Origin of the sequence: Marinovum sp. (assembly GCF_034669705.1) — a bacterium.
In the GTDB taxonomy this organism is placed as follows: Bacteria; Pseudomonadota; Alphaproteobacteria; order Rhodobacterales; family Rhodobacteraceae; genus Marinovum.
Map to the genome: position 1 here is coordinate 69,102 of NZ_JAXMOR010000019.1, position 21,982 is coordinate 91,083.

20 protein-coding genes and 1 tRNA gene are annotated in these 21,982 nt (G+C 68.8%); 9 read left to right on the forward strand and 12 right to left on the reverse strand.

The window, feature by feature from the left end; all coding sequences use genetic code 11:
• Positions 1-28 precede the first annotated feature (28 nt).
• From VOI27_RS14260 to VOI27_RS14285, 6 genes are all read right to left on the reverse strand, one after another.
• Positions 29-4,786 carry a translocation/assembly module TamB domain-containing protein gene (locus VOI27_RS14260; RefSeq protein ID WP_323766026.1) on the reverse strand — a complete coding sequence of 1,586 codons (4,758 nt, stop codon included), beginning with the start codon at positions 4,784-4,786 and terminating at the stop codon, positions 29-31.
• Positions 4,786-6,597, reverse strand: a complete 1,812-nt coding sequence (locus VOI27_RS14265; RefSeq protein WP_323766027.1) for an autotransporter assembly complex family protein — start codon at positions 6,595-6,597, stop codon at positions 4,786-4,788. Before VOI27_RS14265 ends, VOI27_RS14260 begins: the two co-directional genes overlap by 1 nt.
• Positions 6,598-6,683: 86 nt before the next feature.
• The gene (locus VOI27_RS14270) at positions 6,684-8,126 is read right to left on the reverse strand and encodes a cobyric acid synthase (RefSeq protein WP_323766028.1); all 1,443 of its coding nucleotides are present in this window, start codon (positions 8,124-8,126) and stop codon (positions 6,684-6,686) included.
• Between the two features lie 72 nt (positions 8,127-8,198).
• Positions 8,199-8,498 (reverse strand): hypothetical protein, encoded by a 300-nt coding sequence (locus VOI27_RS14275; RefSeq protein WP_323766029.1) that lies wholly within the window; start codon positions 8,496-8,498, stop codon positions 8,199-8,201.
• 302 nt (positions 8,499-8,800) lie between these two features.
• Positions 8,801-8,876 (reverse strand) — tRNA-Ala (locus tag VOI27_RS14280).
• Positions 8,877-8,971: 95 nt separating this feature from the next.
• Positions 8,972-9,295, reverse strand: coding sequence for a TIGR02300 family protein (locus VOI27_RS14285; RefSeq protein ID WP_323766030.1), 324 nt, complete (start codon positions 9,293-9,295; stop codon positions 8,972-8,974).
• A 116-nt stretch (positions 9,296-9,411) separates the two neighbouring features.
• Between VOI27_RS14285 and VOI27_RS14290 the strand changes: the two genes are divergently transcribed.
• Complete coding sequence (locus VOI27_RS14290; protein WP_323766031.1) at positions 9,412-10,101, forward strand: SprT family zinc-dependent metalloprotease; 690 nt, start codon at positions 9,412-9,414, stop codon at positions 10,099-10,101.
• Between the two features lie 41 nt (positions 10,102-10,142).
• The gene (locus tag VOI27_RS14295; protein ID WP_048533000.1) at positions 10,143-10,790 is read left to right on the forward strand and encodes a GntR family transcriptional regulator; all 648 of its coding nucleotides are present in this window, start codon (positions 10,143-10,145) and stop codon (positions 10,788-10,790) included.
• A 172-nt stretch (positions 10,791-10,962) separates the two neighbouring features.
• Here VOI27_RS14295 and VOI27_RS14300 read toward each other — a convergent pair whose 3' ends face one another.
• From VOI27_RS14300 to VOI27_RS14315, 4 genes are all read right to left on the reverse strand, one after another.
• Positions 10,963-11,928, reverse strand: coding sequence for an acetyl-CoA carboxylase carboxyltransferase subunit alpha (locus VOI27_RS14300; protein WP_323766032.1), 966 nt, complete (start codon positions 11,926-11,928; stop codon positions 10,963-10,965).
• Between the two features lie 67 nt (positions 11,929-11,995).
• Positions 11,996-12,592 carry a LysE family translocator gene (locus VOI27_RS14305; RefSeq protein WP_323766033.1) on the reverse strand — a complete coding sequence of 199 codons (597 nt, stop codon included), beginning with the start codon at positions 12,590-12,592 and terminating at the stop codon, positions 11,996-11,998.
• A gap of 349 nt (positions 12,593-12,941) precedes the next feature.
• The gene (locus VOI27_RS14310) at positions 12,942-13,568 is read right to left on the reverse strand and encodes a hypothetical protein (RefSeq protein WP_323766034.1); all 627 of its coding nucleotides are present in this window, start codon (positions 13,566-13,568) and stop codon (positions 12,942-12,944) included.
• A gap of 66 nt (positions 13,569-13,634) precedes the next feature.
• Positions 13,635-14,594, reverse strand: coding sequence for an L-malyl-CoA/beta-methylmalyl-CoA lyase (locus tag VOI27_RS14315; RefSeq protein ID WP_323766035.1), 960 nt, complete (start codon positions 14,592-14,594; stop codon positions 13,635-13,637).
• Between the two features lie 304 nt (positions 14,595-14,898).
• Between VOI27_RS14315 and dgcN the strand changes: the two genes are divergently transcribed.
• From dgcN to VOI27_RS14345, 6 genes are all read left to right on the forward strand, one after another.
• Positions 14,899-15,900, forward strand: a complete 1,002-nt coding sequence (gene dgcN, locus VOI27_RS14320; protein WP_323766036.1) for an N-acetyltransferase DgcN — start codon at positions 14,899-14,901, stop codon at positions 15,898-15,900.
• Positions 15,901-16,033: 133 nt separating this feature from the next.
• On the forward strand, positions 16,034-16,996 hold the full coding sequence (dgcA, locus tag VOI27_RS14325) for an N-acetyl-D-Glu racemase DgcA (RefSeq protein ID WP_323766037.1): 963 nt from the start codon (positions 16,034-16,036) through the stop codon (positions 16,994-16,996).
• A 20-nt stretch (positions 16,997-17,016) separates the two neighbouring features.
• Positions 17,017-17,880, forward strand: a complete 864-nt coding sequence (locus VOI27_RS14330) for a D-amino-acid transaminase (protein ID WP_323766038.1) — start codon at positions 17,017-17,019, stop codon at positions 17,878-17,880.
• A gap of 359 nt (positions 17,881-18,239) precedes the next feature.
• The gene (locus VOI27_RS14335; protein ID WP_323766039.1) at positions 18,240-18,506 is read left to right on the forward strand and encodes a hypothetical protein; all 267 of its coding nucleotides are present in this window, start codon (positions 18,240-18,242) and stop codon (positions 18,504-18,506) included.
• A gap of 136 nt (positions 18,507-18,642) precedes the next feature.
• Complete coding sequence (locus VOI27_RS14340; protein WP_323766040.1) at positions 18,643-19,239, forward strand: TetR/AcrR family transcriptional regulator; 597 nt, start codon at positions 18,643-18,645, stop codon at positions 19,237-19,239.
• Between the two features lie 12 nt (positions 19,240-19,251).
• Entirely contained in the window at positions 19,252-20,229 is a 978-nt protein-coding gene (locus VOI27_RS14345) for a zinc-binding dehydrogenase (protein WP_323766041.1), read from the forward strand.
• Between the two features lie 39 nt (positions 20,230-20,268).
• Here the strand turns inward: VOI27_RS14345 and VOI27_RS14350 are convergent, their stop codons facing one another.
• Positions 20,269-20,580 (reverse strand): DUF1244 domain-containing protein, encoded by a 312-nt coding sequence (locus VOI27_RS14350; RefSeq protein WP_323766042.1) that lies wholly within the window; start codon positions 20,578-20,580, stop codon positions 20,269-20,271.
• Positions 20,581-20,636: 56 nt separating this feature from the next.
• The gene (locus VOI27_RS14355; RefSeq protein ID WP_323766043.1) at positions 20,637-21,224 is read right to left on the reverse strand and encodes a lytic transglycosylase; all 588 of its coding nucleotides are present in this window, start codon (positions 21,222-21,224) and stop codon (positions 20,637-20,639) included.
• A gap of 216 nt (positions 21,225-21,440) precedes the next feature.
• On the opposite strand from VOI27_RS14355, the gene hspQ reads away from it, so the two are divergent.
• Positions 21,441-21,767, forward strand: a complete 327-nt coding sequence (gene hspQ, locus VOI27_RS14360; protein WP_323766044.1) for a heat shock protein HspQ — start codon at positions 21,441-21,443, stop codon at positions 21,765-21,767.
• The last annotated feature ends 215 nt before the right edge of the window (positions 21,768-21,982 follow it).

The following is a 21,982-nucleotide window of genomic DNA, read 5'->3' on the forward strand; positions in this document are numbered from 1 at the left end:
CTGGCACATCGCTCAGACTGATGCGACGTCAGTAATCGCGCTCGTAGAAGATGCCGAGGCCGGTGTCGCCATCGCTGCCCAGCCGGCCGCGGACGGTGATGTCGTCGGTCAGGTCGAGGTTGAGGTTGATCTCGCTGGTGCCGTCGCTCGACACCGTGACATCGGTGTAGACCCGCTCGGAGATATACTTGCCGACGCTGGCCTCGGTGTTGCCCTCGGCATCGGTGGCGATATCAAGGTCGTCGACCCCCAGCCCCTCGCGCAGGGTGCCGGTGAGGCCAAGCCCGCCTTGCCCCGACAGCGTGCGGATGGCCGAGGCCAGCTGCACCGCCTGAAAGGCCGAGATCGAGGTCAGGTCGCGGCCGAAGAGCAGGAGCGACAGCGCCTCTTCCTCTGGCAGCTCGGGGTCCGAGGTTACCGTCAGGTCGGGCGCCGAAGCCAGCCCGTCGAGCCGCAGGGTCACATCGACCTCCTCGACCTGGGTGGTGGCGGCGAAGGCCACCACCGGATCGAAGGAGCCGCGGATCTGCACGTCGCCCTGGGTCAGGGTCAGCCGGTTGCCCAGCAGGTCGAGCCGGCCGCGGATCAGGGAGAAGCTGCCGATCGGCACGATGTCGCGCGTCGTGCCGGTAAGCCTCAGGCTGCCGCCCAGCTCGGCGTCGAGACCGCGGCCGCGCACGAAGACCTGGTTCGGCGCGCGCACCAGCAGGTCGAGCGGATAGCTTGGTCCGGTGCTGTCGACCGTGTCCACCGGCTCGAGCCCGGCAAAGCGCAGGGTCTGGCGCACATCGGCCGGCGGGTTGATGTGGCGCAGCCCGTCGAGCGCCGAATAGGACGGGCCGATATCGGGAATGCGCAGCTCGGCGCTGGCAACGTCGATCACGCCGCCGATCTGCGCGCCACCGGCCAGCGGGCCGGTCAGGGTCACGCGTCCGCCCAGCCGTGCCTCGTATAGCGCGTTGTCGGTGAGGACGACATCGACCAGCTCGGCCACCAGATCGGCGGTGAAAGGCGGCTCGAGCGCGATCGGGCCGGTGATCCGCAGTTGCCCGCCGGACGAGATGTCACCGGTGAGCGCCAGTTGCGCCCGTGCGCCGGCCAGGTCGGCCTGTCCAGTGATGCCGGTCAGCGCCAGCCCCTGCGCCGGCAGCGCCAGCCGCGCGTCGGCGACGGCGAGCCGGCCCGAGACCGAGCTCAGCGCCGGCGGACCGTTGACCGCGAGGTTGAAGCTGACGAAGCCGCTCAGCGCCTGACCCTGCAGCCGCCGGTTGGCCAGTGCCAGGGGCACCCGGCCCTCGGTCGAGACATCGAGCCGCGAGAAATCCTGCGCCACCCTGCCGCGCGCCGCCAGCTGGATGCCGCCGGGCCCGGTGCCCGAGGCGTCGATCTGCCAGCTGTCGCCTTGCTGGTCGGCGGTGCCGGCAAGCGTGGCGGGGCCGGGCAGGTCGGGCACCAGCAGGCCGAGGTCGGCGATCGCCACGCGGTAGGTCAGGCTGGAGCTGCCGCCGCCGAAACCGCCGTTCAGACGCAGGTCGAGCGCCGATCCGTCGAACACCAGGTTGCGGAAGGTGATCGCGCCTTGGGCGTCGCGGGCGGCGGAGACGTCGAAGCGCGAGGGGCCGCGCAGCAAGGGCTCGAGCGTCGGTACGCCGAACTCCGGGCTGGTGGTGGTGCCGCTGGCGTCGATGTCGAAACTGCCGGCCAGCGCGTCGACGGACCCCCGCGCCGTCACCGTGATCGCTCCGCCAAGCGGCCGTCCGGCCAGCGGAGAGAAGGCCGCGAGGCGGGAAACCCGCGCCTCGAGACGGCCCTCGGCGCGCAGCTCGGTCTGGCCGTCGCCGGTGATGGTGCCGTCAAAGCTGGCGCCGGTGTCGCCGGGCAGGTTGGCCTCGGCCGTCACCTGCCAGACCGCGGCGCGGCGCTGGGCGGTGCCGGTGACGCTGGCGGGGCCGGGCAGGTCGGGCAGGGCGACGCCGAGATTGACCACCGAGACGCGGTAGCTCAGGTCGCCGCTGTCGGGGCCGAAGGCACCGCTGACCGCGGCCTGCAGCTGGTCGCCATCGACGACGGCGCGGCGGATGGTGATCTCTTCGCCGACCTTGCCCACCGCCGAGAGGTCGAATTCGGTGCTGCCGCGCAGCAGCGCCTCGGCCACCGGCACGCCGAACCGCGGCGATTGCATCTGTCCGCTGGCCACCAGGTCAAAGCTCTGCTGCACGATGTCGGCGCTGCCGTCGAGCGTGACCGAGGCTGACCCGCCCAGATCGCGGCCGGCGATCTCGGAAAAGGCCGAGAGGTCGGCCACGGTGGCCTCGGCATGGCCGGTGATCCGCAGCGAGGTCTCGCCGTCGCCCGACACCGTGCCGGAATAGCTGGCGCCGGTGCCACCGGGCAGCCGCGCCTCGGTGTCGATCTGCCAGACCGCGTCGCGCCGCAGGGCGGTGCCGGTCAGCGTTGCCGGGCCAGACAGGTCGGGCAGGGCGCGGCCGAGGTCGTCGATCTCGAGGTCAAAGGCGAGGTCGCCGCTCTCCGGCCCGAAACCGCCGGTCACGGTGGCCTCGATCGCCTCGCCCTCGATGACGGCGGTGCGAATGGTGATCTCGCCGCCGATCACGCCCTCGGCCGAGAGGTCGAAGCGGGTCAGCCCGGGCAGCAGTGCCTCGGCCTGCGGCAGGCCGAACTGCGGATTGCGCAGCGAGCCTTCGGTGGCGATGTCGAACCGCTTGCCGAGGATGTCGGTCTCGCCCTGCAGCGAGAGATTGGCCGACCCAGAGAGCTCGCGCCCTGCCAGTGCCGAGAAGGCCGAGAGCCGTTGGACCACCGCTGCCGCTTCGCCGGAGACAACCAGCGTGGTCTCGCCATCGCCGGTGACCGCGCCACGATAGCTGGCGGTGGTGCCGCCCGGCAGCGCGGCGTCGGCTTGAATGCTCCAGGTCTCGCCGTCCTGTGCCAGGCTGGCGGTGACCTCGGCGCTGCCGTCAAAGCCGTCGACGACGCGCGACAGGTCCGGGACGCTGGCGGTAATCTCGGCCGAGGAGGTGCCGGTGCGCAGGTTGGCGGTGCCGGTGATGCTGGCGTGATCGGTGCGGATGGTCAGCGGATCGGCGCGCAGCCCGGTCTCGTCACGGGTCACGCCGAGGCGCAGGATGCCGATGCCCTCGAGCAGCGGATCGAGCTGGGCAATGCCGGTGCCGAGATCGGCGGTCTCGCCGTCGAGCACCAGGTCGACCACCCCGGTCAGCGGCTCGATCTGGCCGGTGATCGCCAGATCGGCAGCGCCGGTCAGCGCCACGCCGGCGAGATCGGCAAAGCGGGCAAGGTTTTCCGCCTTAAGTGCGAGGTCGGGGGCGATGGTGATCGGAGCCTCGCCCTGCAGCCCGCTGATTACGGTCGCGCCGGTCAGGCCGTAATCGGCACCGGTCAGCGCGATGTCGCGCAGCCGCAGCGGCGCCTCGGCAGCCCAGGCAAAGTTGAGCGCGCCACGCAGCTGGCTGCCCACCGCGCGGGCAAGGGCGGCGTCGGCGGGCGAGATGCCCTCGGCATTGACCGACAGGCCGCCGCTGACGCTCTGGTCGTCGCGGCTGAGGGTGCCGGTGCCGTCAAAGGCCAGCCGCTCGATGGTCAGGCTGGCCTGCTGGTAGCCGCGGGCCGCGCCGTTGAGCGACCAGACATCGCCGGCGGCCGCATCGAACGAGGCCTTGAGCGAGACACCGGCCACCGAGGTCAGGTCACCGGGCAGCGGCAGGATCACCGTGTCGCCCTGCGGCGGGGTGATCGCGGCGTCGAGGTTGAAGCTCTCGGGCCAGCCATCGGCGGCGATCCGGGCCTCGCCGGCGATGGTCATGGCGGCGGCCTCGATGCGCAGGGCGTCAAGGCTCATGGCGCCGTCCGCCTGGCGCTGGCCGCTGGCCTCGAGCGCCACATCGGGGCCGAGGAATTCGCGGAACTGCGGCGCAAAGACCGGCGCGATGTCGCCCGACAGATCGGCGGCAAAGCCGGCGGCGCCATCCTCGCTGCTCATCAGCCGCACCTGTCCGGTCAGCCGCTTCTCGCCGGCGGTGGCCAGCAGGATATCGGCGGTGAAATTGCTCAGCGGGTCATTGCCGGCGACGCTGAGCGCCACCGAGGGCCGATCGGGCAGACCCAGCAGGTTGGCGGCGATGCCGTTCTCGGGTTCGGTCAGATCGAGGTCGAGCGCCAGTACGCGGCTCTCGTTGTCGAACGCCGCCTCGACGGTGAAGGCGCCCTCGCGGTCGAGCCGCTGCACCTCGAGCCGGGTCTGGCCGGCGCCGTCGGCGAGCTGCGCGGTGCCGGCAAAGGACATTTCAGCCGCCTCGCCGAACAACGCCGCGCCAAGGATCGCGCGGTCGATCCGCATCTCGTCGATCTCGACCGAGACCGGCAGGTCCGGCAGCGCAAAGGCGCTGCCGCTGGCCTCGGGGCTGGGCAGCGCGCCCTCGCTTGGCACCGGGGTCCGGGGCAGGGCGATCTCCTCGACCGAGATCTCCTCGATCTCGACCCTGCCGCGCAGCAGCGCGCTGCGGTTCCATTGCAGGCCGATGCCCCTGGCGGTGAACCAGACGCCCTCGGGGTCGGTGACGGTGATCTCCTCGATCGTCGCGCGTGAGCTCAGCGCGCCGGAAAAGCCGGTGACCCGCACCTCGCGGCCCGGCGCCGAGAGCGCGTCCTCAAGGATCCCCTGGACAAAGCCCCGGTCGCTCTCACTGGTCTGAGCGGCGGCGGCGAAGGGGGAGAGAAGCAAAAGACAAAGCAGGAAAATCCGCATCAGAAGGCCTGACCAATCCCTATGTAAATCTGCACGCCCTCGCCGGTGTCTCCGGCGACAGGTCCGGCCACGTCGAGCCGAATCGGCCCGACCGGCGTGGTATAGCGCAGTCCGAGACCGGCACCGGCGTGCCAGTCCCCGTCTTCGAAGATCTCCGGCGCGACATAGCCGGCGTCGGCAAAGGCCACCACGCCGATCTTGTCGGTGACGCCGTAGCGCAGCTCGCCCGAGGTCGCGGCAAAGGAGCGGCCGCCCAGCGAGCTGCCGTTGTATTCGGCATCGAGCGAGCGGTAGGGCTGGCCGCGCACGGTCCCGCCACCGCCGGAATAGAACAGCATCCCCGGCGGCGCATCCTCGGCCTCGGGGCCGAGCAGCGCGCCCAGTTGCAGCCGGGTGGCGGTGACCAGCCGTTCGTCCTCGCCAAAGGCGCGGTAGGCGCGGCCGTCGAAGGTGAGATGCGCCCCCGGCTGGCCCTCGACGGTCTCGTAGAACGGTGTCGCGGTGCCGCGCAGGTAAAAGCCGCTGGTGGCGTCGAGCGCATCGTCGCGCTTGTCGAAGGTCAGCGCCACGGGCAGCGAGACCACCTGCAGCGTGCGGGTGGTCTCTGGCGTGGCAAAGCGGTCGGTGACCTCTGAATAGCTCAGCCCGAGGCCCAGCTCGCCGGTGAGATGCTCGTTGAACTGCTGCGAGACGCCGACGGTCAGCTCGGCGCGACGCTCGAGGTAATCCGGCTCGTCCTCGTAGGCGAGGCCGGCCTCGGCAAAGAACAGCGTGTCGGGGCCATAGACCGCCGGCCGCTCGAAGCGGAACGACAGCGCGTAGTCGATGCCCTCGGCCTGCAGCCCGATCTCGCTGACCTCACCCTCGATGCGGAACCGCTCGGCCCCGCCAAGGAAGTTGCGATGCAGCCAGAAGCCGGTGAGGTTGAGCCCGTCGAAGGTGGAATATTCGATGCCGGCGCCGATCCGGCGCGGCTTGCGGTCGATGACGGTGATCTCCATGTCGATGGTGCCGTCCTCGGCCACCGGGCCGGCCTGATCGATCTGCACCGACTGGAAGGTGCCGGTCTTGCGCAGGCGCGAGGCGGCGCGCTCAACCTCGCTGATGGCGTAGCGGTCGCCCTTGGGCAGCCCGGCGATCTGGCGCACCCGGCCCTCGCGCACCGCGGTCTTGCCGGCAATTTCGGTGTCGCCGAACAGTGCCCGGCGGCCCGGTGCGATCGCGACCGCGACATCGAGCTGCGCGCTGGGGTGGCGGGCGGCAATCGACTGGTCGGCGATCTCGGCCTTGGGAAACCCGCGCTCGCGCCAGTCGCGCACCGCGGTCTGCGCCGCATCGCGCACCACGGTCGCCAGCGCCGGCGCACCGCTGCGAAATTCCTCGACCGGCGGATTGTCGCCGGCCAGCGGCGCGATCTCGGCCTGGCCCAGCCGGAACCGCTGGCCGGGATCGACAAAGATCACCACCTCGCCGATCGCCGCCGGGGTCTGGAACGGGTCGATCAGCGCCGCCTCGCGGCCATCGATGCTGATGCGGACGACGGCGGAGTAATAGCCCTGGGCATAGAGCGTCTCGACCAGCCGGGTGTAGTCGGCGCGCGCCGCAGCGACCACGTCGCGCGGCAGGGTCTCGTCTGAAGTTTCCAGCGAATTCAGCACGGAAGAGGCCTGCAGGCTCTGACCCAGATTGGTCGTCTCTTCCGGCGTGGCGGCCCGCACGAGCCGCAGCTGCACCCGCTCCAGCGCCATGGCCTCGAGGGGCAGGCTGATCAGAGCCGCACCCACTGCCAAAAACCGGCCGATCTTGAACATGCTCTCTCCCTGCCCCGCCGTTTTGCCACAGCTTATGACAGCAAAGGATAAGTCGCCATGGTCAAAGGCAAGGAAAACGAGAGGTTTTACCGCGCTGTTGCGAGCAGGGCATCGACGTCGAGATGGGACTCGAGGTGATCGGCCAGCGCGTCGAGCGCGGCCTCGACCTGGCTGTCGTAACCGCCCTCGGAAACCGTGCCGAACTGCGCCAGAAAGCCGGCGCGAAAGGCGTCGTCGCAGAACATCCCGTGCAGATAGCTGCCCTGCACCCGGCCATCGGCCGAGACCGCGCCCTCCGGCGTGCCGGCGATGCTGGCAAAGGGACGTGCGCGGTCGGCGCCGTCGCTGGTGCCCATGTGGATCTCGTAGCCGGAAAAGCCTAGCCCGCTGGCAGTATGCACCGCGCGGGTTTCGCTCAGGCGCTTGTGCGGCTGCATCACCGTGTCGACCTGCAGCAGGCCGAGCCCCGGGTCGCGCCCCGGCGGACCCTCGACACCTTGAGGGTCGGCGATGCTCTGCCCCAGCATCTGGTAGCCGCCGCAGATACCCAGCACGTGGCCGTCGCGGCGGTGATGGGCGGCGATGTCGATGTCCCAACCCTGGGCGCGCAGGAAGGCCAGGTCGCCGCGGGTGGATTTCGTGCCGGGCACGATCACCAGGTCGGCATCGCCGGGAACGGGCTGGCCGGGTGCCAGCATCGTCAGCCTGACACCGGGCTCCTGCGCCAGCGGATCGAGATCGTCGAAGTTGGCAATCCGCGACAGCCGCAGGCAGACCACATGCAGGCCCTGCGTACGCCGCGGCGCCGCGACATCGAGCGCATCCTCGGCCGGCAGACGCCAGGCCTCGGGAAACCACGGCAGCACGCCGAACCCGGGCCAGCCGGTGCGCGCGGCGATCAAGCCATAGCCGTCGTCGAACAGGCTTGGGTCGCCGCGGAACTTGTTGATCATGAAGCCCGCCACCAGCGCCGCATCGCCGGGCTCCAGTACTGCTTGGGTGCCGATGATCTGGGCGATGACGCCGCCGCGGTCGATATCGCCGCATAGCACCACCGGCACCCCGGCGGCGCGGGCAAATCCCATGTTGGCAATGTCGCCGGGCCGCAGGTTGACCTCGGCCGGGCTGCCGGCGCCCTCGACGATCACCAGGTCATGGGCGGCGCGCAGCCGGTTGAAGCTCTCGAGCACCGCGCCCATCAGTTTCGGCTTCATCGCGGCATAGTCCCGCGCCCGCGCGGTGGCCCAGCGCTGACCCTGAACGACGACCTGCGCGCCGGTGTCGGTCTCGGGCTTGAGCAGTACCGGGTTCATGTCGACCACCGGCCGCAGCCCCGCGGCCCGCGCCTGCAGCGCCTGCGCCCGGCCGATCTCGCCGCCATCGGCGGTGACGGCGGCGTTGTTCGACATGTTCTGCGGCTTGAACGGGGCCACCGAAAGGCCACGGCGGCGCGCCGCCCGGGCCAGCCCGGCCACCACCATCGACTTGCCGACATTCGAGCCGGTGCCCTGGATCATCAAAGCGGTCATCGCGGGGGCCTTCTGCTGGGACGAACCTGCCCCTGCTAGCTGCGAATGCCGGGCTTTGCCAGTGGCAGGTGGTCAGCGGCGAGCCGGGGCGGCGCGGTCAAGGGCGGCGGCGACGTCGGAGCTGGCGACCTCGTGGCCGGCCTTGGCGAGACAGGCGGCGATCTTGCCGGCATCCGGCGGCGGTGGCCGGGTGCCGGGGGCCGGACGGTCGCCAAGACAACCGGCCAGCCTGTCCTGCGGCACCTTCAGCGCGTCGGCCATGGACGTGAGGTCCGGCGCCGGCGGGCGGGGTTGCTGCGCCACCGAGGCGCCGGCGAGCAGCGAGATGCAGCCGAGGAAACCCAGGGCGATATATCTGGAGGTGGGGGTCATGCGGGTCTTTCTCCTGTCCGGCCCGATCCCGCACCCTGCCGACCCGTGAGTGGTGGCACCCGCCGCTGGGGGGCGGCGGGCAAGGCAGGGCGCGGGGCCCGGGCGGTGTCTTGCCAGAGAACCGCTCTTGGGGGGCGGTTCAGGGCTTCAACGGCACATGCGCAGGGTTCCGTCGCAATTTTCGCCGAGAAGTTTCAGGTTTTGCCGAGCCGGGGCATCCGGGGGCGCGCCTCCGGCCCCTGAAACGCAAAAAACCGGGGCTGAGCCCGGTCTTTTTTGCCATCCGTCCCGAAGGAGGGATTTGGTGGAGCCTAGGGGAGTCGAACCCCTGACCTCTTGCATGCCATGCAAGCGCTCTCCCAACTGAGCTAAGGCCCCTTTCCGATGACGCGTCGTCCTCGTGAAGCGCGTCTTAAGGAAAGGCGCAGGGAGGTTCAAGCGAAAATCTCACCCCCCTGTGCGGTTTTTTCCGATCAGGAGTCGTCATCCTCGGAGGCGACATCGGCGATCTCTTCGAGCGGCACGTTGTCATCGTCATCCTCGTCCTCGAGAATGTCGTCGCCGAGATCGACATCGACCTCTGCATCATCGTCCTCGAGCACAACGTCGTCGTCGGTCTTGGCCTTCTTGGCCGTCGCGGCATCCTCGGCGTCGGCTTCGATCATGCGGTTCTTGGACCGGTCGAATTCCAGCACTTCGCCCGTATAGGGGCTGACGATCGGATTGGCGTTCAGGTCATAGAATCGCTTGCCGGTGGTCGGGCAAAGGCGTTTCGTTCCCCATTCTTCCTTGGGCATCTGGGTCCCTCTTACACTTTCAGTCTTGCGGGCAATTGCGGTCCCCTGCCATAAGACCAGTGCCCGTGTCAAAGCCTTTGGCAAAAGGCACCGGATCGGCAGTTCAAGGACCCCATATGGGCCAACATTCGCTCCCCGGCAACCCCCCGGTGCCGCTACAGTTGCGCACATCCGCACGCGCCCGGCGGATCTCGCTGCGAATCTCCTCTCTCGACGGCACCGTGACCCTGACCCGCCCGCGCGGCGTGTCGGAGCGCGCGGCGCTGGCCTTTGCCCGGGAAAAGGAAGCCTGGCTGCGCGGGCACCTCGCGCAGCAGGACGACGCGGTGGCGGTCGGTCTTGGCGCGGTGCTGCCGATCGAGGGCGTGGCACGGCAGGTGGTGGCCGGTGCGGGGCGCCGGGTGGTGCTGGGTCGGGACGAGGTGCTGGTGCCGGGGCCGGAGGATCGGGTGGCCTCCCGGTTGCTGGGGTTTCTCAAGACCCATGCCCGCAGCCGGCTGGCCGAGGCCTCCGATCGCTACGCGGCGCGGCTCGGGCGCGGTTATGCGCGGCTCACACTGCGCGACACCCGCTCGCGTTGGGGCAGTTGCACCGCCGATGGCGGGCTGATGTATTCCTGGCGGCTGATCCTCGCGCCGCCGGAGGTGCTCGACTATGTCGCCGCCCATGAGGTCGCGCACCTGCAGGAGATGAACCATTCGGCCGATTTCTGGGCGGTGGTGACGCGGCTCCACGGCCCCTACGAGGTGCAGCGCCGCTGGCTGCACCGCGAGGGCGCGGCGCTTCACCGCATCCGGTTTTCCTGAAGCCGGTTGCGGGCAGCGGATTTTGTGATCTCAGTTGGCCCATGTTGATTAATCCCAAGCCCGACAGCGCGGTTTCGACCCATGACAAGGTCTATCGCGGGCTGCGCTCGCAGATCATGTATGGCGAGATCGCCCCCGGCGCGGCGCTGACCCTGCGTGGCATTGGCGCCGAATACGGCGTCTCGATGACCCCCGCGCGAGAGGCGGTGCGGCGGCTGGTGGCCGAGGGCGCGCTGTCGCTGTCGTCGTCGGGGCGGGTGGCCACGCCGGAGCTGTCGAACGACCGGATCGAGGAACTGGCGGCGTTGCGGTCGCTGATCGAGGTGGAGCTTGCCAGCCGGGCGCTGCCGCGGGCGCATATCGCGCTGATCGAGCGGCTGCATTCGATCAACCTGACGATCGCCGACGTGATCTCGAACCGCGATGCGGTGGGCTATATCCGCGCCAACCTGGAGTTTCACCGCACGCTCTACCTGCGCGCCCAGGCGCCGGCGATGCTGGCCATGGCCGAGACGGTCTGGCTGCAACTCGGACCGACGATGCGGGCGCTTTATGGCCGGCTGCGCCGCACCGAGGCGCCGCATTTCCACCGTCTGATCATCGCCGCGCTCAAGGCCGGCGATGAGCCCGGCCTGCGGCTGGCGGTGCGCTCGGACGTGACCCAGGGGCTGCGGATGCTGGCGAACTGACGGGCGGCAGTGACGCCGGGCCGCGTTGCGGCGGGCTTGCAGCCCACTGTCAACGCGCGCGGGCGTCTGATGCGAAAGACAGGCGCAGCGACAGTCGGCGCACCCCAAGTGGTTCGAAAGCCCGTCCCGGATCAGGTCCGGGACGCGGCTGCGATGGACAGACAGGTCAGCATCAGGCCGCCAGCCCCTTGGAGCCGAGGTCGAGGAACTTCTTGCGCCGTTCCTTGCGCAGCGCGTCACCGTCCTTGGCCGAGAGGTCCGCGAGCATCTGTTCGATGGCGCGGCCGACGGTCTTGATCGTGCCGGAGCGGTCACGCTGGGCGCCGCCCATCGGCTCGGGAATGATCCGGTCGCAGACCCCCAGTTTGTAGAGGTCTTCCGCGGTCAGACGCAGCGCCTGTGCCGCCTCGCGCATCTTGTCGGAGTCCTTCCACAGGATCGAGGCGCAGCCCTCGGGCGAGATCACCGAATAGACCGAATGTTCCAGCATCGCCACGCGGTTGGCCGTGGCAAAGGCCACCGCCCCGCCAGAGCCGCCCTCGCCGATGATCACAGAGATCAGCGGCACGCGCACCGCGAGGCAGGCCTCGGTCGAGCGCGCAATCGCCTCGGACTGGCCGCGCTCTTCGGCGCCCTTGCCGGGATAGGCGCCGGCGGTGTCGACCAGCGAAATCACCGGCAGGCCGAACCGGTCAGCCATGTCCAGGAGCCGCGCCGCCTTGCGATAGCCTTCGGGGCGCGCCATGCCGAAGTTGCGGTCGAGCCGCGACTGGGTGTCATGACCCTTCTCGTGGCCGATCACCATCACCGGCGTGTCATCGAGCCGCGCCAGCCCGCCCATCACCGCGAGATCCTCGCCGAACTGGCGGTCGCCGGCCAGCGGCGTGAACTCGGTGAACAGCGCCTCGATGTAATCCTTGCAATGTGGTCGCTGCGGATGCCGCGCCACCTGGCATTTGCGCCAGGGCGTCAGCTCCCTGTAGAGGTCCTTGAGCATGGTCGCGGCCTTGCGGTCGAGCGCATTGGCCTCTTCCTCGACGTCCATCGGGTCGTCGCTCTGGCGGGCGATGGCCCGCAGCTCTTCTGCCTTGCCCTCGATCTCGGCCAGCGGTTTCTCAAAATCGAGATAATGCGCCATGCGACACCTCCTTTTCATCAAGGGGTATATGGCGCGATGCGGCGACGGATGCAATCTTTGGCGCGCCTCAGACCGACAGAAGCGCCGGCACCAGCGAGGCGAGCAGCAAGAGCGCCATCGCCCGGTTGAACAGCCGCAACTGCCGCGGCGACCGCAGGATGCGCCGCAGCTGCTGACCCAGCGTCGTCCAGACCGTGGTGCTGAGCACGCCGGCGGCGACATAGGCGCCCACCACCCAGAGCAGAGAGGCCAGGTCGCGGTCGGCGGCGTAAAGCGTGATCGCGCCAAGCGCCATGGTCCAGGCCTTGGGGTTGATCCACTGGAAGCCGGCCGATTGCAGGAAGGTCAGCGGCCGCGCCCGGGTCGGCGTTTCGGAGGGCGGGGCGGCATTGGCGATCTTCCAGGCGAGCCAAAGCATATAGACCACCGAACCGGCCAGCAGCACGTGATGCTGCACCGGCCAACGCTCAAAGGCGCTCAGCGCGCCGAGGCCGACGAGGAAGATCATGCCCGGAAACCCGAGGATGATCCCCAGCAGGTGCGGCAAGGACCGCTTCAGCCCGAAATTGGCGCCGGAGGCCAGCAGCATCAGGTTGTTGGGGCCGGGGGTGATGGCGCCGACAAGCGCAAAGACCGCCAGCGCGGAAAACAGGTCAAGAGTCATGACCTAAGGGTACCGCTGAATGAGGCCGAGCGATATCACAATCTGCGCGACCGTCGCGCCAGCCGGCACCTTGTCTTGCGTCCGCACGCGCCCCCTCGGACGGAGGTGTCCGATTGTGGCCGGGACCGATGCGGTCACACCGCCCCTCTGCCGCTGCGTCAGGTCGGTGTCGCGGCCCGCCGCGCCACATTTTCGCGCCAGGTCATGGCGCTATGGCCCGGCGGTGGTCCGTTTCCGTCAACCGTCGCATGAGGCCGATACTCCGAACGGTGCCGCAAAATGCTCCGCGCAGCCGGAGACCTTGACCGTACCCGTCATAACGGGCCCCCTAGCGCGCGGCGGGCGGGTGTCATGCCAGGCTCAGCGCGTGCCGCAAGGCCGGTTCCGGCGCGGCCAGAACCCGCGGCCCGACGCCATCGAGCAAGTGCACCGCCTCTGCCATCGAGGCCTGCGCCAGCACCACGGTGCGGAAATCCGGCCGGGCCTGCACCGCCTCGATCACCGCCGCGGCGATGGCGGCGCAGAAATTGGCGGTTTGCCCGGCCTCGAAGAGGGGCCAGAACTCCTCGAGCACCAGAACTGTCACAGGGGAGCCGGTCCCGGCCGTGTCGAGACAGGTCTGGAGCAGCGCCCGGCTGGGCGCGACAGAGGTCTTGAGCGCGCAGACCAGGAGGATGCGGCCGTCGGACTGCGCCGCAGCCGCCATCATCGGTTGATCGATGCGGATCGCGCCGGCCTCTGCCGCGGCCTCGCCCAGGGTGGTGCAGGTGCAAAGCACCGGGCCCGGCGCCGCCGTTACGGCCTTGCGGATCTCGGCCGCCAGTTGCCGCGTCATCCCCTCGTTCCGGGCCCGCGCCAGCCAGTCGCTGCGCACCTGGTGGTCGAGCCGCGCCATGGGCGCAATGGCATCGCGCAGCACATCGAAGGTCCGGCGATGGACCTCGGCAGAATGCAAGAGCGTGAGCGGTTGGGTCATGACAACTCCAGTACAAACCGGCCCCGTGAGGAGGGCTGTACCGTCATAGACCGAAACCGCTAAGGTTCAGTTACCGGCGATCATCTCTGATTGCCGCACGATCACCTCGGCCTGCTTGATCGAGGCGATATCGACCAGCCGGCCCTTGTAGACGGTCGCGCCCTCGCCCTTGGCCTTGGCCTCTTCCATCGCGGCGAGGATCTCGCGCGCCTCGGTCACCGCTTTGTCTGACGGGGTGAAGACCTCGTTGGCCAGCGCCACCTGTTTGGGGTGGATCGCCCATTTGCCGACCATCCCCAGCGTCGCCGAGCGCAGCGCCTGGGCGCGGTAGCCCTCATCATCCGAGAAATCGCCGAACGGCCCGTCGACCGGCAGCACACCGTGGGTGCGGCAGGCGGCGACGATGGCGGCCTGCGCCCAATGCCAGGGATCGGACCAGTGCTTCTGGCCCTCGTGGATCATGTAGTAGGTCTCCTGTGTGCCACCGATACCGGTGGTGGCCATGCCCATGGAGGCGGCGAAATCGGCCGCGCCGAGGCTCATCGCCTCGAGCCGCGGCGAGGCGGCGGCGATCTCCTCGACATGGGCGATGCCGGCGGCGCTTTCGATGATCACCTCGAAGGCGATCTTCGTGTTGCGGCCCTTGGCGGTCTCGACCGCGGTGACCAGCGCATCGACCGCGTAGAGATCGGCGGCGCAGCCGACCTTGGGGATCATGATCTGGTCGAGCCGCTCGCCGGCCTGTTCCAGCAGGTCGACCACGTCGCGGTACCACCACGGCGTGTCGAGCCCGTTGATCCGCACCGAGAGCGTCTTTTTCCCCCAATCGATGTCGCCGATTGCCTGGATGACATTTGCCCGGGCGCTGTCCTTGTCAGAGGGGGCGACCGAATCCTCGAGATCGAGGTTGATGACATCCGCCGCCGAACCGGCCATCTTTTCGAAGATCGCCGGCCGCGAGCCGGGGCCAAACAGCTGGCAGCGATTCGGACGGGCCGGGGCCTGGGGCTGGATGCGGAAGGACATGGGTGCGCCTCTCGGTAAGGAAATTGCTTTCGGATCGGCCCTAGCGATATTAAATTGCGCTGCGTCGCGCAAGTGGATTTTGCAGGTGCAGCATTATATCCTGTGCGGAACACCAGAGGCCGCGGGGCCAGACGGGGATTTTCCGCGCAGGGCGCGGCCGGGTTGCACGTTTCTTCGGCGCATGCGCAGGATGGCAGGAGGATGTTGCGGAATACCCTGAAACCGCGCGCGGATTCGGGAGTTCATCAACCGTGTGCCGCGCTATAGCTTGCGCCCGACACATCTATTCAGGAGGCGGCCTGCCGTGATCAAGACACCCTATCTGCTGTTTCTCGGCGATGCGCCCGATGCTCTGGCCGCCAAGGTGGCGCAGGGGATCAAGGACTGGCGGCCCGACAATGCGGTCGGCCAGTTCCGCATGGTGGGCTGCAAGGCCGACCTGGGCCTGCCCGACATGACGCTGGCCGAGGCCCGCGCGGCGGGCGCTGAGACCCTGGTGATCGGCGTCGCCAATCGCGGCGGGGTGATCAGCCGGGCCTGGAAAGAGGTGCTGGTGGCGGCGCTGGAGGCGGGCTTCGACTTGGCCTCGGGCCTGCACAACCTGCTGCGCGACGCGCCCGACCTGGTGGCGGCGGCCGAAAAACACGGCCGCACCCTGCACGACGTGCGGGTGCCGGCGGTGGAGTACCCGATCGCCAATGGCGTCAAACGCAGCGGCAAGCGGGTGTTGGCGGTGGGCACGGACTGCTCGGTGGGCAAGATGTATACCGGTCTGGCGCTCGACCGGGCGATGAAGGCGGCAGGGCTGAAGAGCACCTTCCGTCCGACCGGCCAGACCGGCATCCTGATCACCGGCGAGGGCATCCCGCTTGACGCCGTGGTGGCGGACTTCATGGCCGGCGCGGTGGAATGGCTGACGCCCGACAATGACGCCGATCACTGGGACATCATCGAGGGGCAGGGCAGCCTGTTCCACGTCTCGTTTTCCGGCGTGACCCTGGCGCTGATCCACGGCGGCCAGCCGGATGCGCTGATCCTCAGCCACGAGCCGACCCGCGGCCACATGCGCGGGCTGCCGGACTACCAGCTGCCCACGCTCGAGGCGCTGCGCGACATGGCGCTGCCACTGGCGCGGGTGGCCAACCCGGCCTGCCAGGTGGTGGGCATCTCGGTCAATACCGCGGCGATGGCGGAGGAGGAGGCCGAGCACTACCTCGCGGAGGTCGAGGCGCGCATGGGACTTCCTACGGTGGATCCGTTCCGGCAGGGGGCCGAACGGCTGGTCGCGGCGCTCGACGCGCTGTGACGGGCGGCGCTCTTCCGGCCCTTGCGGGCCGTCCTCGCGGGGCTCTTGCGCTCTGGTTGTGGGCGGCGGTGCGGGAGGAGGATGCGGGAGCCTCCGGCGGGAGTTTAGCAGGCAAGATGAAGCGGGGAGCGGCATGATCCGGACAGAGCGCGAGACATTCCAGCTGGCGGAGGTGTTCACCATCTCGCGCGGCAGCCGGACCGAGGCACAGGTGCTGACGGTGACGGTGGCGCGCGATGGGGTGCGCGGGCGCGGCGAATGCGTGCCCTATGCGCGCTATGGCGAGACCCTGGCCTCGGTCGAGGCGCAGGTGGCGGGGCTGCCCGAGGCGATCAGCCGGGCAGAGCTGCAGCAGGCGCTGCCGGCGGGGGCGGCGCGCAATGCGGTGGATTGCGCGCTCTGGGACATCGAGGCACGGCAGGCCGGGCGGCGGGTCTGGGAGATGGCCGGGCTGGCGCGGCCGGGGCCGGAGATCACCGCCTTTACCCTGTCTCTGGATACGCCGGAGAAGATGCGGGCGCAGGCGGAGAGGCACCGCCACCGGCCGCTTCTGAAGGTCAAGCTGGGCACGCCGGATGACATGGCGCGGCTCGAGGCGGTGCGCGCCGGCGCACCGGGGGCGCGGATCATCGTCGACGCCAACGAGGGCTGGAGCGCCGAGATCTATGCCGACCTCGCGCCGCATCTGCAGCGGCTGGGCGTGGCGCTGGTGGAGCAGCCGCTGCCCGCCGGTGAGGATGAGGCGCTGTGCGGACTGGCGCGGCCGGTGCCGGTCTGTGCCGACGAGAGCTGCCATGACCGCGCCTCGCTGGCCGGACTGGCGGGGAACTATGACATGGTCAACATCAAGCTCGACAAGACCGGCGGGCTCACCGAGGCACTGGCGCTGCGTGCTGCCGCGCGCGACGCCGGCTTCGACATCATGGTGGGTTGCATGGTCGGCTCGTCGCTGGCGATGGCGCCGGCCGTGCTGGTGGCGCAGGGCGCGGCGGTGACCGATCTTGACGGGCCGCTGCTTCTGGCCGAAGACCGCGCCGCGCCGCTGCAATTCGATGACCTGGGGGTGCACCCCTCTGACCCGGCCCTCTGGGGCTGACCGCTGACAGGAGAGAGCCGATGGCCCGCACCGTCTATCTGAACGGAGAGTATCTGCCCGAGGGCGAGGCGCGGGTCTCGATCTTCGATCGCGGCTTCCTGATGGCCGATGGCGTCTACGAGGTGACCTCGGTGCTGGGCGGCAAGCTGGTGGATTTCCCCGGCCACGCCCGGCGGCTGGAACGGTCGCTCGAGGCGCTGGGCATGGGCGTTCCGCTGGCCGAGGCGGCGCTGCTGGAGATCCACCGCGAGCTGGTGGCGCGCAACGGCATCGACGACGGGCTGGTCTATCTTCAGATCACCCGGGGCGCGCCCGGCGACCGGGACTTCATCTTTCCCGACCCCGAGACCACGCCGCAGACCGTGGTGCTCTTTACCCAGGCCAAGCCGAACCTGGCCGAGAGCACGGAGGCGGACCGCGGCCTCAAGGTGATCTCGATCGATGACATCCGCTGGGGCCGGCGCGACATCAAGACGGTGCAGTTGCTCTACCCGTCGATGGGCAAGATGATGGCCAAGGCCGCCGGCGCCGATGACGCCTGGATGGTCGAGGACGGCGCGGTCACCGAGGGCACCTCGAACAACGCCTATATCGTCAAGGGCGGCCGGATCATCACCCGCGCACTGTCGACCGACATCCTGCATGGCATCACCCGCGCCGCGGTGCTTCGCTTTGCCGAGGAGGCGCAGATGAAGGTCGAGGAGCGCAGCTTTACCATTGCCGAGGCGCAGGCCGCCGACGAGGCCTTCATCACCTCCGCCTCGAGTTTCGTCACCCCGGTGGTGCAGATCGACGGCGTGGCGCTGGGCGCAGGCGTGCCGGGACCTGTGGCAAAAAGGCTACGGCAAATCTACATTGATGAGAGTCGCAAGGTCGCGCTGTGAGCTGACCTGCGGCAGCTCTGCCACAGGTGGCAAGGATCGGCCGAGGCGGGACGCAAAAGCCACGCTTTCGGGCTGATATCTGCCGGCCCTGTGCTTGGGTCTTGAGGCGGCCGCGGCGCCGTGGTGTCTGTGGCTGAGCGAGACCGGTGCGATGCCTCCGGGCTGCATCAGGGGTGCCGCGTCCGGCTTGTGTCGGGGGGCGGGGCGGAATGGGCGGATGCCACCTGCGGGTGGACTCCGCCTCCTGCCGGAGGGTGTGCGACCGCCGCACCGGCAATGCCCCCTGACGATGTGCCCGAGCCGCCTGTTTTGCCGCGCAGCCGGTATATGACGTGAGGGGGGCAATTATGGTGGATGGTATGGTCGTGTTGACCGCGGTGCTCTGTGGAGCATTTGGCGGTATCGGTCTGGGCTGGAAGCTGCGCGCCTCGCGGATGGTGCGGCCGCCGCATATGGCCGAGATCGAGTCGCTGCGGTCGGAATTGCGCACTGCTGTCGGGCTTCAGGCCGACAAGGATGCACGGATCGCCACGCTGGAGGCCGATCTCGAGGCCGAGCGCACCGGCTATGTCCGCTTCGAGCAGGAGCGCCGGGGCAGCCAGCTGGCGCGGCGGCAGTTCGGCTGAAATCACGCCGCGGTGTCGAACGGCACTGAACGCGTCCTCCGGGACGCGTTTTTGTTTTGAAAGGGCGGCGTAGCGCAGGCGCACAACCGCGTGAGGCGATATAGACGACCGGTCTATTATTTCTTAGATCGGTTGGATGACAGAGCACAGCAAATCCGATCTCAAGCGCCTGCACATCCTGGAAACCGGCCGGGCGCTGGTGGTCCGGCACGGCTTTGGCGGCGTCGGGCTTGCCCGGTTGCTCAAGGAGTGCGGCATCCCAAAGGGTTCGTTCTACCACTACTTCTCGTCCAAGGAAGACTTTGGCAAGGCGCTGCTCGAGCACTATGTCGCGACCTACCTTGCGCGGTTCGATGCCTTGATCGCCGGGCCCGGCACGGCACGCGACAGGCTCGACCGGTTCTGGACCGCGTGGCTGGCGCAGGCGGGCGGCGCGGGGATCGCCAGCCAGTGTCTCGTGGTCAAGCTGGGGGCCGAGGTCGCCGACCTGTCAGATCCCATGCGGGCAGTGCTCAATGACGGCATCGCGGAGCTGGTGCAGCGGATTGCCCTGCTTTTGCGGGCCGGTGCCGAGGATGGCTCGCTCAGGCGCTTCGATGACCCCGAGGCCACCGCCCGGATGCTCTATGCCACGTGGCTCGGCGCGGCGATCCTCGCCAAGCTCGACCGATCTCAGGTGCCGCTGCAACAGGCGCTGGCAGAAACCAACAACCAACTCTCATCCACATCCTGAAGGACATTCGCCATGAAAGCTGCCACTCACGACACGTTCGGTGAGCCCGTCGAGGTGCTCGCCACCACCGAGGTCGACACACCCGCCCCCGAAGCCGGCGAGGTGCTGGTCAGGATGACCCTCTCGCCGATCCACAACCATGATCTCTGGACGGTGCATGGCTCCTATGGCTACAAGCCCGACCTGCCGGGCGCCATCGGCGGATCCGAGGCGCTGGGCACCGTGGCCGAGGTCGGCGCAGGTGTCGATGCGGCGCTGTTGGGCCAGCGGGTTGCGGTGGCCGGGGTGCATGGCGCCTGGGCCGAGTACTTCACAGCGCCGGCCGGTGGCCTGCTGCCGCTGCCAGAGGCGATCAGCGACGCCGACGGCGCACAGCTCATCGCCATGCCGTTCAGCGCCATCTCGCTGCTCGAGACGCTGAAGGCCGGTGAAGGCGACTGGATCATCCAGACCGCGGCCAATGGCGCGGTGGGCAAGATCATGGTGGCGCTGGCCCGGGCGCGCGGCATCCATCTGCTGAACCTGGTGCGCCGGCCCGAGGCGGCGGCTGAGCTCGCGGCGCTGGGGGCCGAGCACGTGCTCTCGACGTCCGACGCGGACTGGCAGGAAAGGGCGGCGGCGCTGGTGGGCGACGGTGCGGTTTCGGCCATCGATTCGGTGGGGGGCGACGTCTCGGCGGCGCTGGTCGATCTGCTGGCGTCCGATGGCGAACTGGTGGTCTTCGGCACTGCCACCGGCGCGCCGATGCCGCTGTCTTCCGGCGCGCTGATCATGAAGCAGATCACCGCGCGCGGCTTCTGGGGGTCGCGGGTCAGCGCCGAATTGGCGCCCGAGGACCGCAAGCGGCTGATCACGGAGCTGGTGACCCTGGCGGCGCAGGGCGCGCTGACGCTCGACACCGGCGGCACCTACGGGCTCGATCAGGTGACCGAGGCGGTCACGGCGGCGCGCACACCGGGGCGGGGCGGAAAGATCCTGCTGCGCGGCTGAGCCTCGCCCCCTCTCCCTCGCAGGCACCGGGGGAGGGGGTCAGTCCTTGGCGACGTTCTCGGCGAAGGCGGTCTTGAAGGCCTCTTGCTGGTCGTCGCCGGCCTCGGTCTGGTGCGCGGCCTTCCACTCGGAATAGGGCATGCCGTAGAAGATCTCTCGCGCCTCTTCCTTGTCCATCTCGATGCCGCGTTCGTTGGCGGCCTCCTGGTACCAGCGCGACAGGCAGTTGCGGCAGAACCCGGCCAGGTTCATCAGGTCGATGTTCTGCACGTCGGTGCGCTTTTCCATCAGGTGCTCTCGCAGGGTGCGGAAAGCCGCGGCCTCAAGCTCGATACGGGTCTGGTCGTCCATCGGTCGTCTCCCTCTGTCTCGGGATGAATATGGGGCGGCAGGGCGCGGCGAAAAGGTCAGCGCGCCTGGCGGCAGCGCGACAACTGGATCTGGTAGGTGATCGCCCGGGTGCCGACCTCGTCGGCGACGCGCAGAAGCCAGGCCTTGGAGTTGTAGGACTGGCGCGCAAAGCCGGTGTGGCCCTCGTGATAGGCGAGGTACTGGTTGCGGGCGTCGACCAGCGGGATGCCGTTGCGGGCGCGGGTCTTGTTCATGTACCAGCCCATGAAATCGGTGGCATCGGTGATCTGGTCGCGCTTGGCGCGGCGGTTGCCGGTCTCGTCGCGGTATTCGTCCCAGGTGGCGTCCAGCGCCTGGGCATAGCCGAAGGCCGAGCTCTGTCGGCCCATCGGGATCACCCCCAGGGTGTAGCGCAGCGGCGTGCGGGCATCGCCGATGAACTTGCTTTCCTGATAGATCGTCGCCATCTGGACGTGCACCGGCACGCCCCAGCGGCGCTCGGTGGCGCGGAAGGCGCGGATGTATTTCGGGCGCTGCTTGAGAATCGCACAGGCGTCATCAAGATTGCGCGGCGCGGAGTGGTTGCCACCGCCGCAGGATGCGACGGCCAGGACAATCACCATGGCGCGAAGGACTCTGCTCATTTGCCTCTCGCTCGTATTTTTTGGTCTTTTGTTTTGTCGCAGTGTAGCGAAAAGCGTCCGTCAGGGAAATCACGTTTTCCGGGGCCGGCGGGCAGCGGCGTGCCTCCGCCGGCGGACTGTCTGGTCTGGGCTCACAGTTTGTTTCCTTGATTTCCCGGCGGAAAATTGGACATTCCCCCCTTGATGACGCTAACCTGTGGCGATAGAGGCCCCGGAATGCACACAGCACGCGCAAAATATCATTTGGGACAGGTGGTCCGGCACAAGAAGCATCCGTTCCGCGGTGTTGTCTTTGATGTCGACCCCGAGTTCAACAACACCGAGGAATGGTACAACGCCATTCCCGAGGACAGCCGGCCGCGGCGGGAACAGCCGTTCTATCACCTGCTGGCCGAGAACGATCAGAGTTTCTACGTGGCCTATGTCTCGGAGCAGAACCTGGTGGCGGATTACTCCGGACGGCCGGTGGATCACCCCGATATCCCCGACCTCTTCGGCGAGTTCGAGGACGGATCCTATCCGCTGCACTTCCAGTTGAATTGACCGGACGGTGGGTTGCAAACCCACCCTACGCCCCAAGCACCCGTAGGGTGGGTTTGCAACCCACCCACCGCTGACGCTCGGTTCAATAACCGATCGCGCAACCATCCTTGCGCGGGTCCGATGCTCCTTCGAGCACGCCCTCATCCCGCATCGCGATGGCCTGGGCGCCGCCGATCGGCTCGTCCGGGGTGACCACGTCATGGCCCAGCGCGGCC

Coding starts and splice junctions, on each gene's coding strand:
- VOI27_RS14305 (WP_323766033.1), bottom strand. CDS start 12,592: ATGACTCTTGACCTGTTTTCCGCGCTGGCGGTCTTTGCGCTTGTCGGC.
- VOI27_RS14275 (WP_323766029.1), bottom strand. CDS start 8,498: ATGACCCCCACCTCCAGATATATCGCCCTGGGTTTCCTCGGCTGCATC.
- VOI27_RS14290 (WP_323766031.1), top strand. CDS start 9,412: ATGGGCCAACATTCGCTCCCCGGCAACCCCCCGGTGCCGCTACAGTTG.
- VOI27_RS14345 (WP_323766041.1), top strand. CDS start 19,252: ATGAAAGCTGCCACTCACGACACGTTCGGTGAGCCCGTCGAGGTGCTC.
- VOI27_RS14310 (WP_323766034.1), bottom strand. CDS start 13,568: ATGACCCAACCGCTCACGCTCTTGCATTCTGCCGAGGTCCATCGCCGG.
- VOI27_RS14330 (WP_323766038.1), top strand. CDS start 17,017: ATGGCCCGCACCGTCTATCTGAACGGAGAGTATCTGCCCGAGGGCGAG.
- hspQ (WP_323766044.1), top strand. CDS start 21,441: ATGCACACAGCACGCGCAAAATATCATTTGGGACAGGTGGTCCGGCAC.
- VOI27_RS14285 (WP_323766030.1), bottom strand. CDS start 9,295: ATGCCCAAGGAAGAATGGGGAACGAAACGCCTTTGCCCGACCACCGGC.
- VOI27_RS14355 (WP_323766043.1), bottom strand. CDS start 21,224: ATGAGCAGAGTCCTTCGCGCCATGGTGATTGTCCTGGCCGTCGCATCC.
- VOI27_RS14270 (WP_323766028.1), bottom strand. CDS start 8,126: ATGACCGCTTTGATGATCCAGGGCACCGGCTCGAATGTCGGCAAGTCG.
- VOI27_RS14315 (WP_323766035.1), bottom strand. CDS start 14,594: ATGTCCTTCCGCATCCAGCCCCAGGCCCCGGCCCGTCCGAATCGCTGC.
- VOI27_RS14335 (WP_323766039.1), top strand. CDS start 18,240: ATGGTCGTGTTGACCGCGGTGCTCTGTGGAGCATTTGGCGGTATCGGT.
- VOI27_RS14300 (WP_323766032.1), bottom strand. CDS start 11,928: ATGGCGCATTATCTCGATTTTGAGAAACCGCTGGCCGAGATCGAGGGC.
- VOI27_RS14260 (WP_323766026.1), bottom strand. CDS start 4,786: ATGCGGATTTTCCTGCTTTGTCTTTTGCTTCTCTCCCCCTTCGCCGCC.
- VOI27_RS14265 (WP_323766027.1), bottom strand. CDS start 6,597: ATGTTCAAGATCGGCCGGTTTTTGGCAGTGGGTGCGGCTCTGATCAGC.
- VOI27_RS14350 (WP_323766042.1), bottom strand. CDS start 20,580: ATGGACGACCAGACCCGTATCGAGCTTGAGGCCGCGGCTTTCCGCACC.
- VOI27_RS14340 (WP_323766040.1), top strand. CDS start 18,643: ATGACAGAGCACAGCAAATCCGATCTCAAGCGCCTGCACATCCTGGAA.
- dgcA (WP_323766037.1), top strand. CDS start 16,034: ATGATCCGGACAGAGCGCGAGACATTCCAGCTGGCGGAGGTGTTCACC.
- VOI27_RS14295 (WP_048533000.1), top strand. CDS start 10,143: ATGTTGATTAATCCCAAGCCCGACAGCGCGGTTTCGACCCATGACAAG.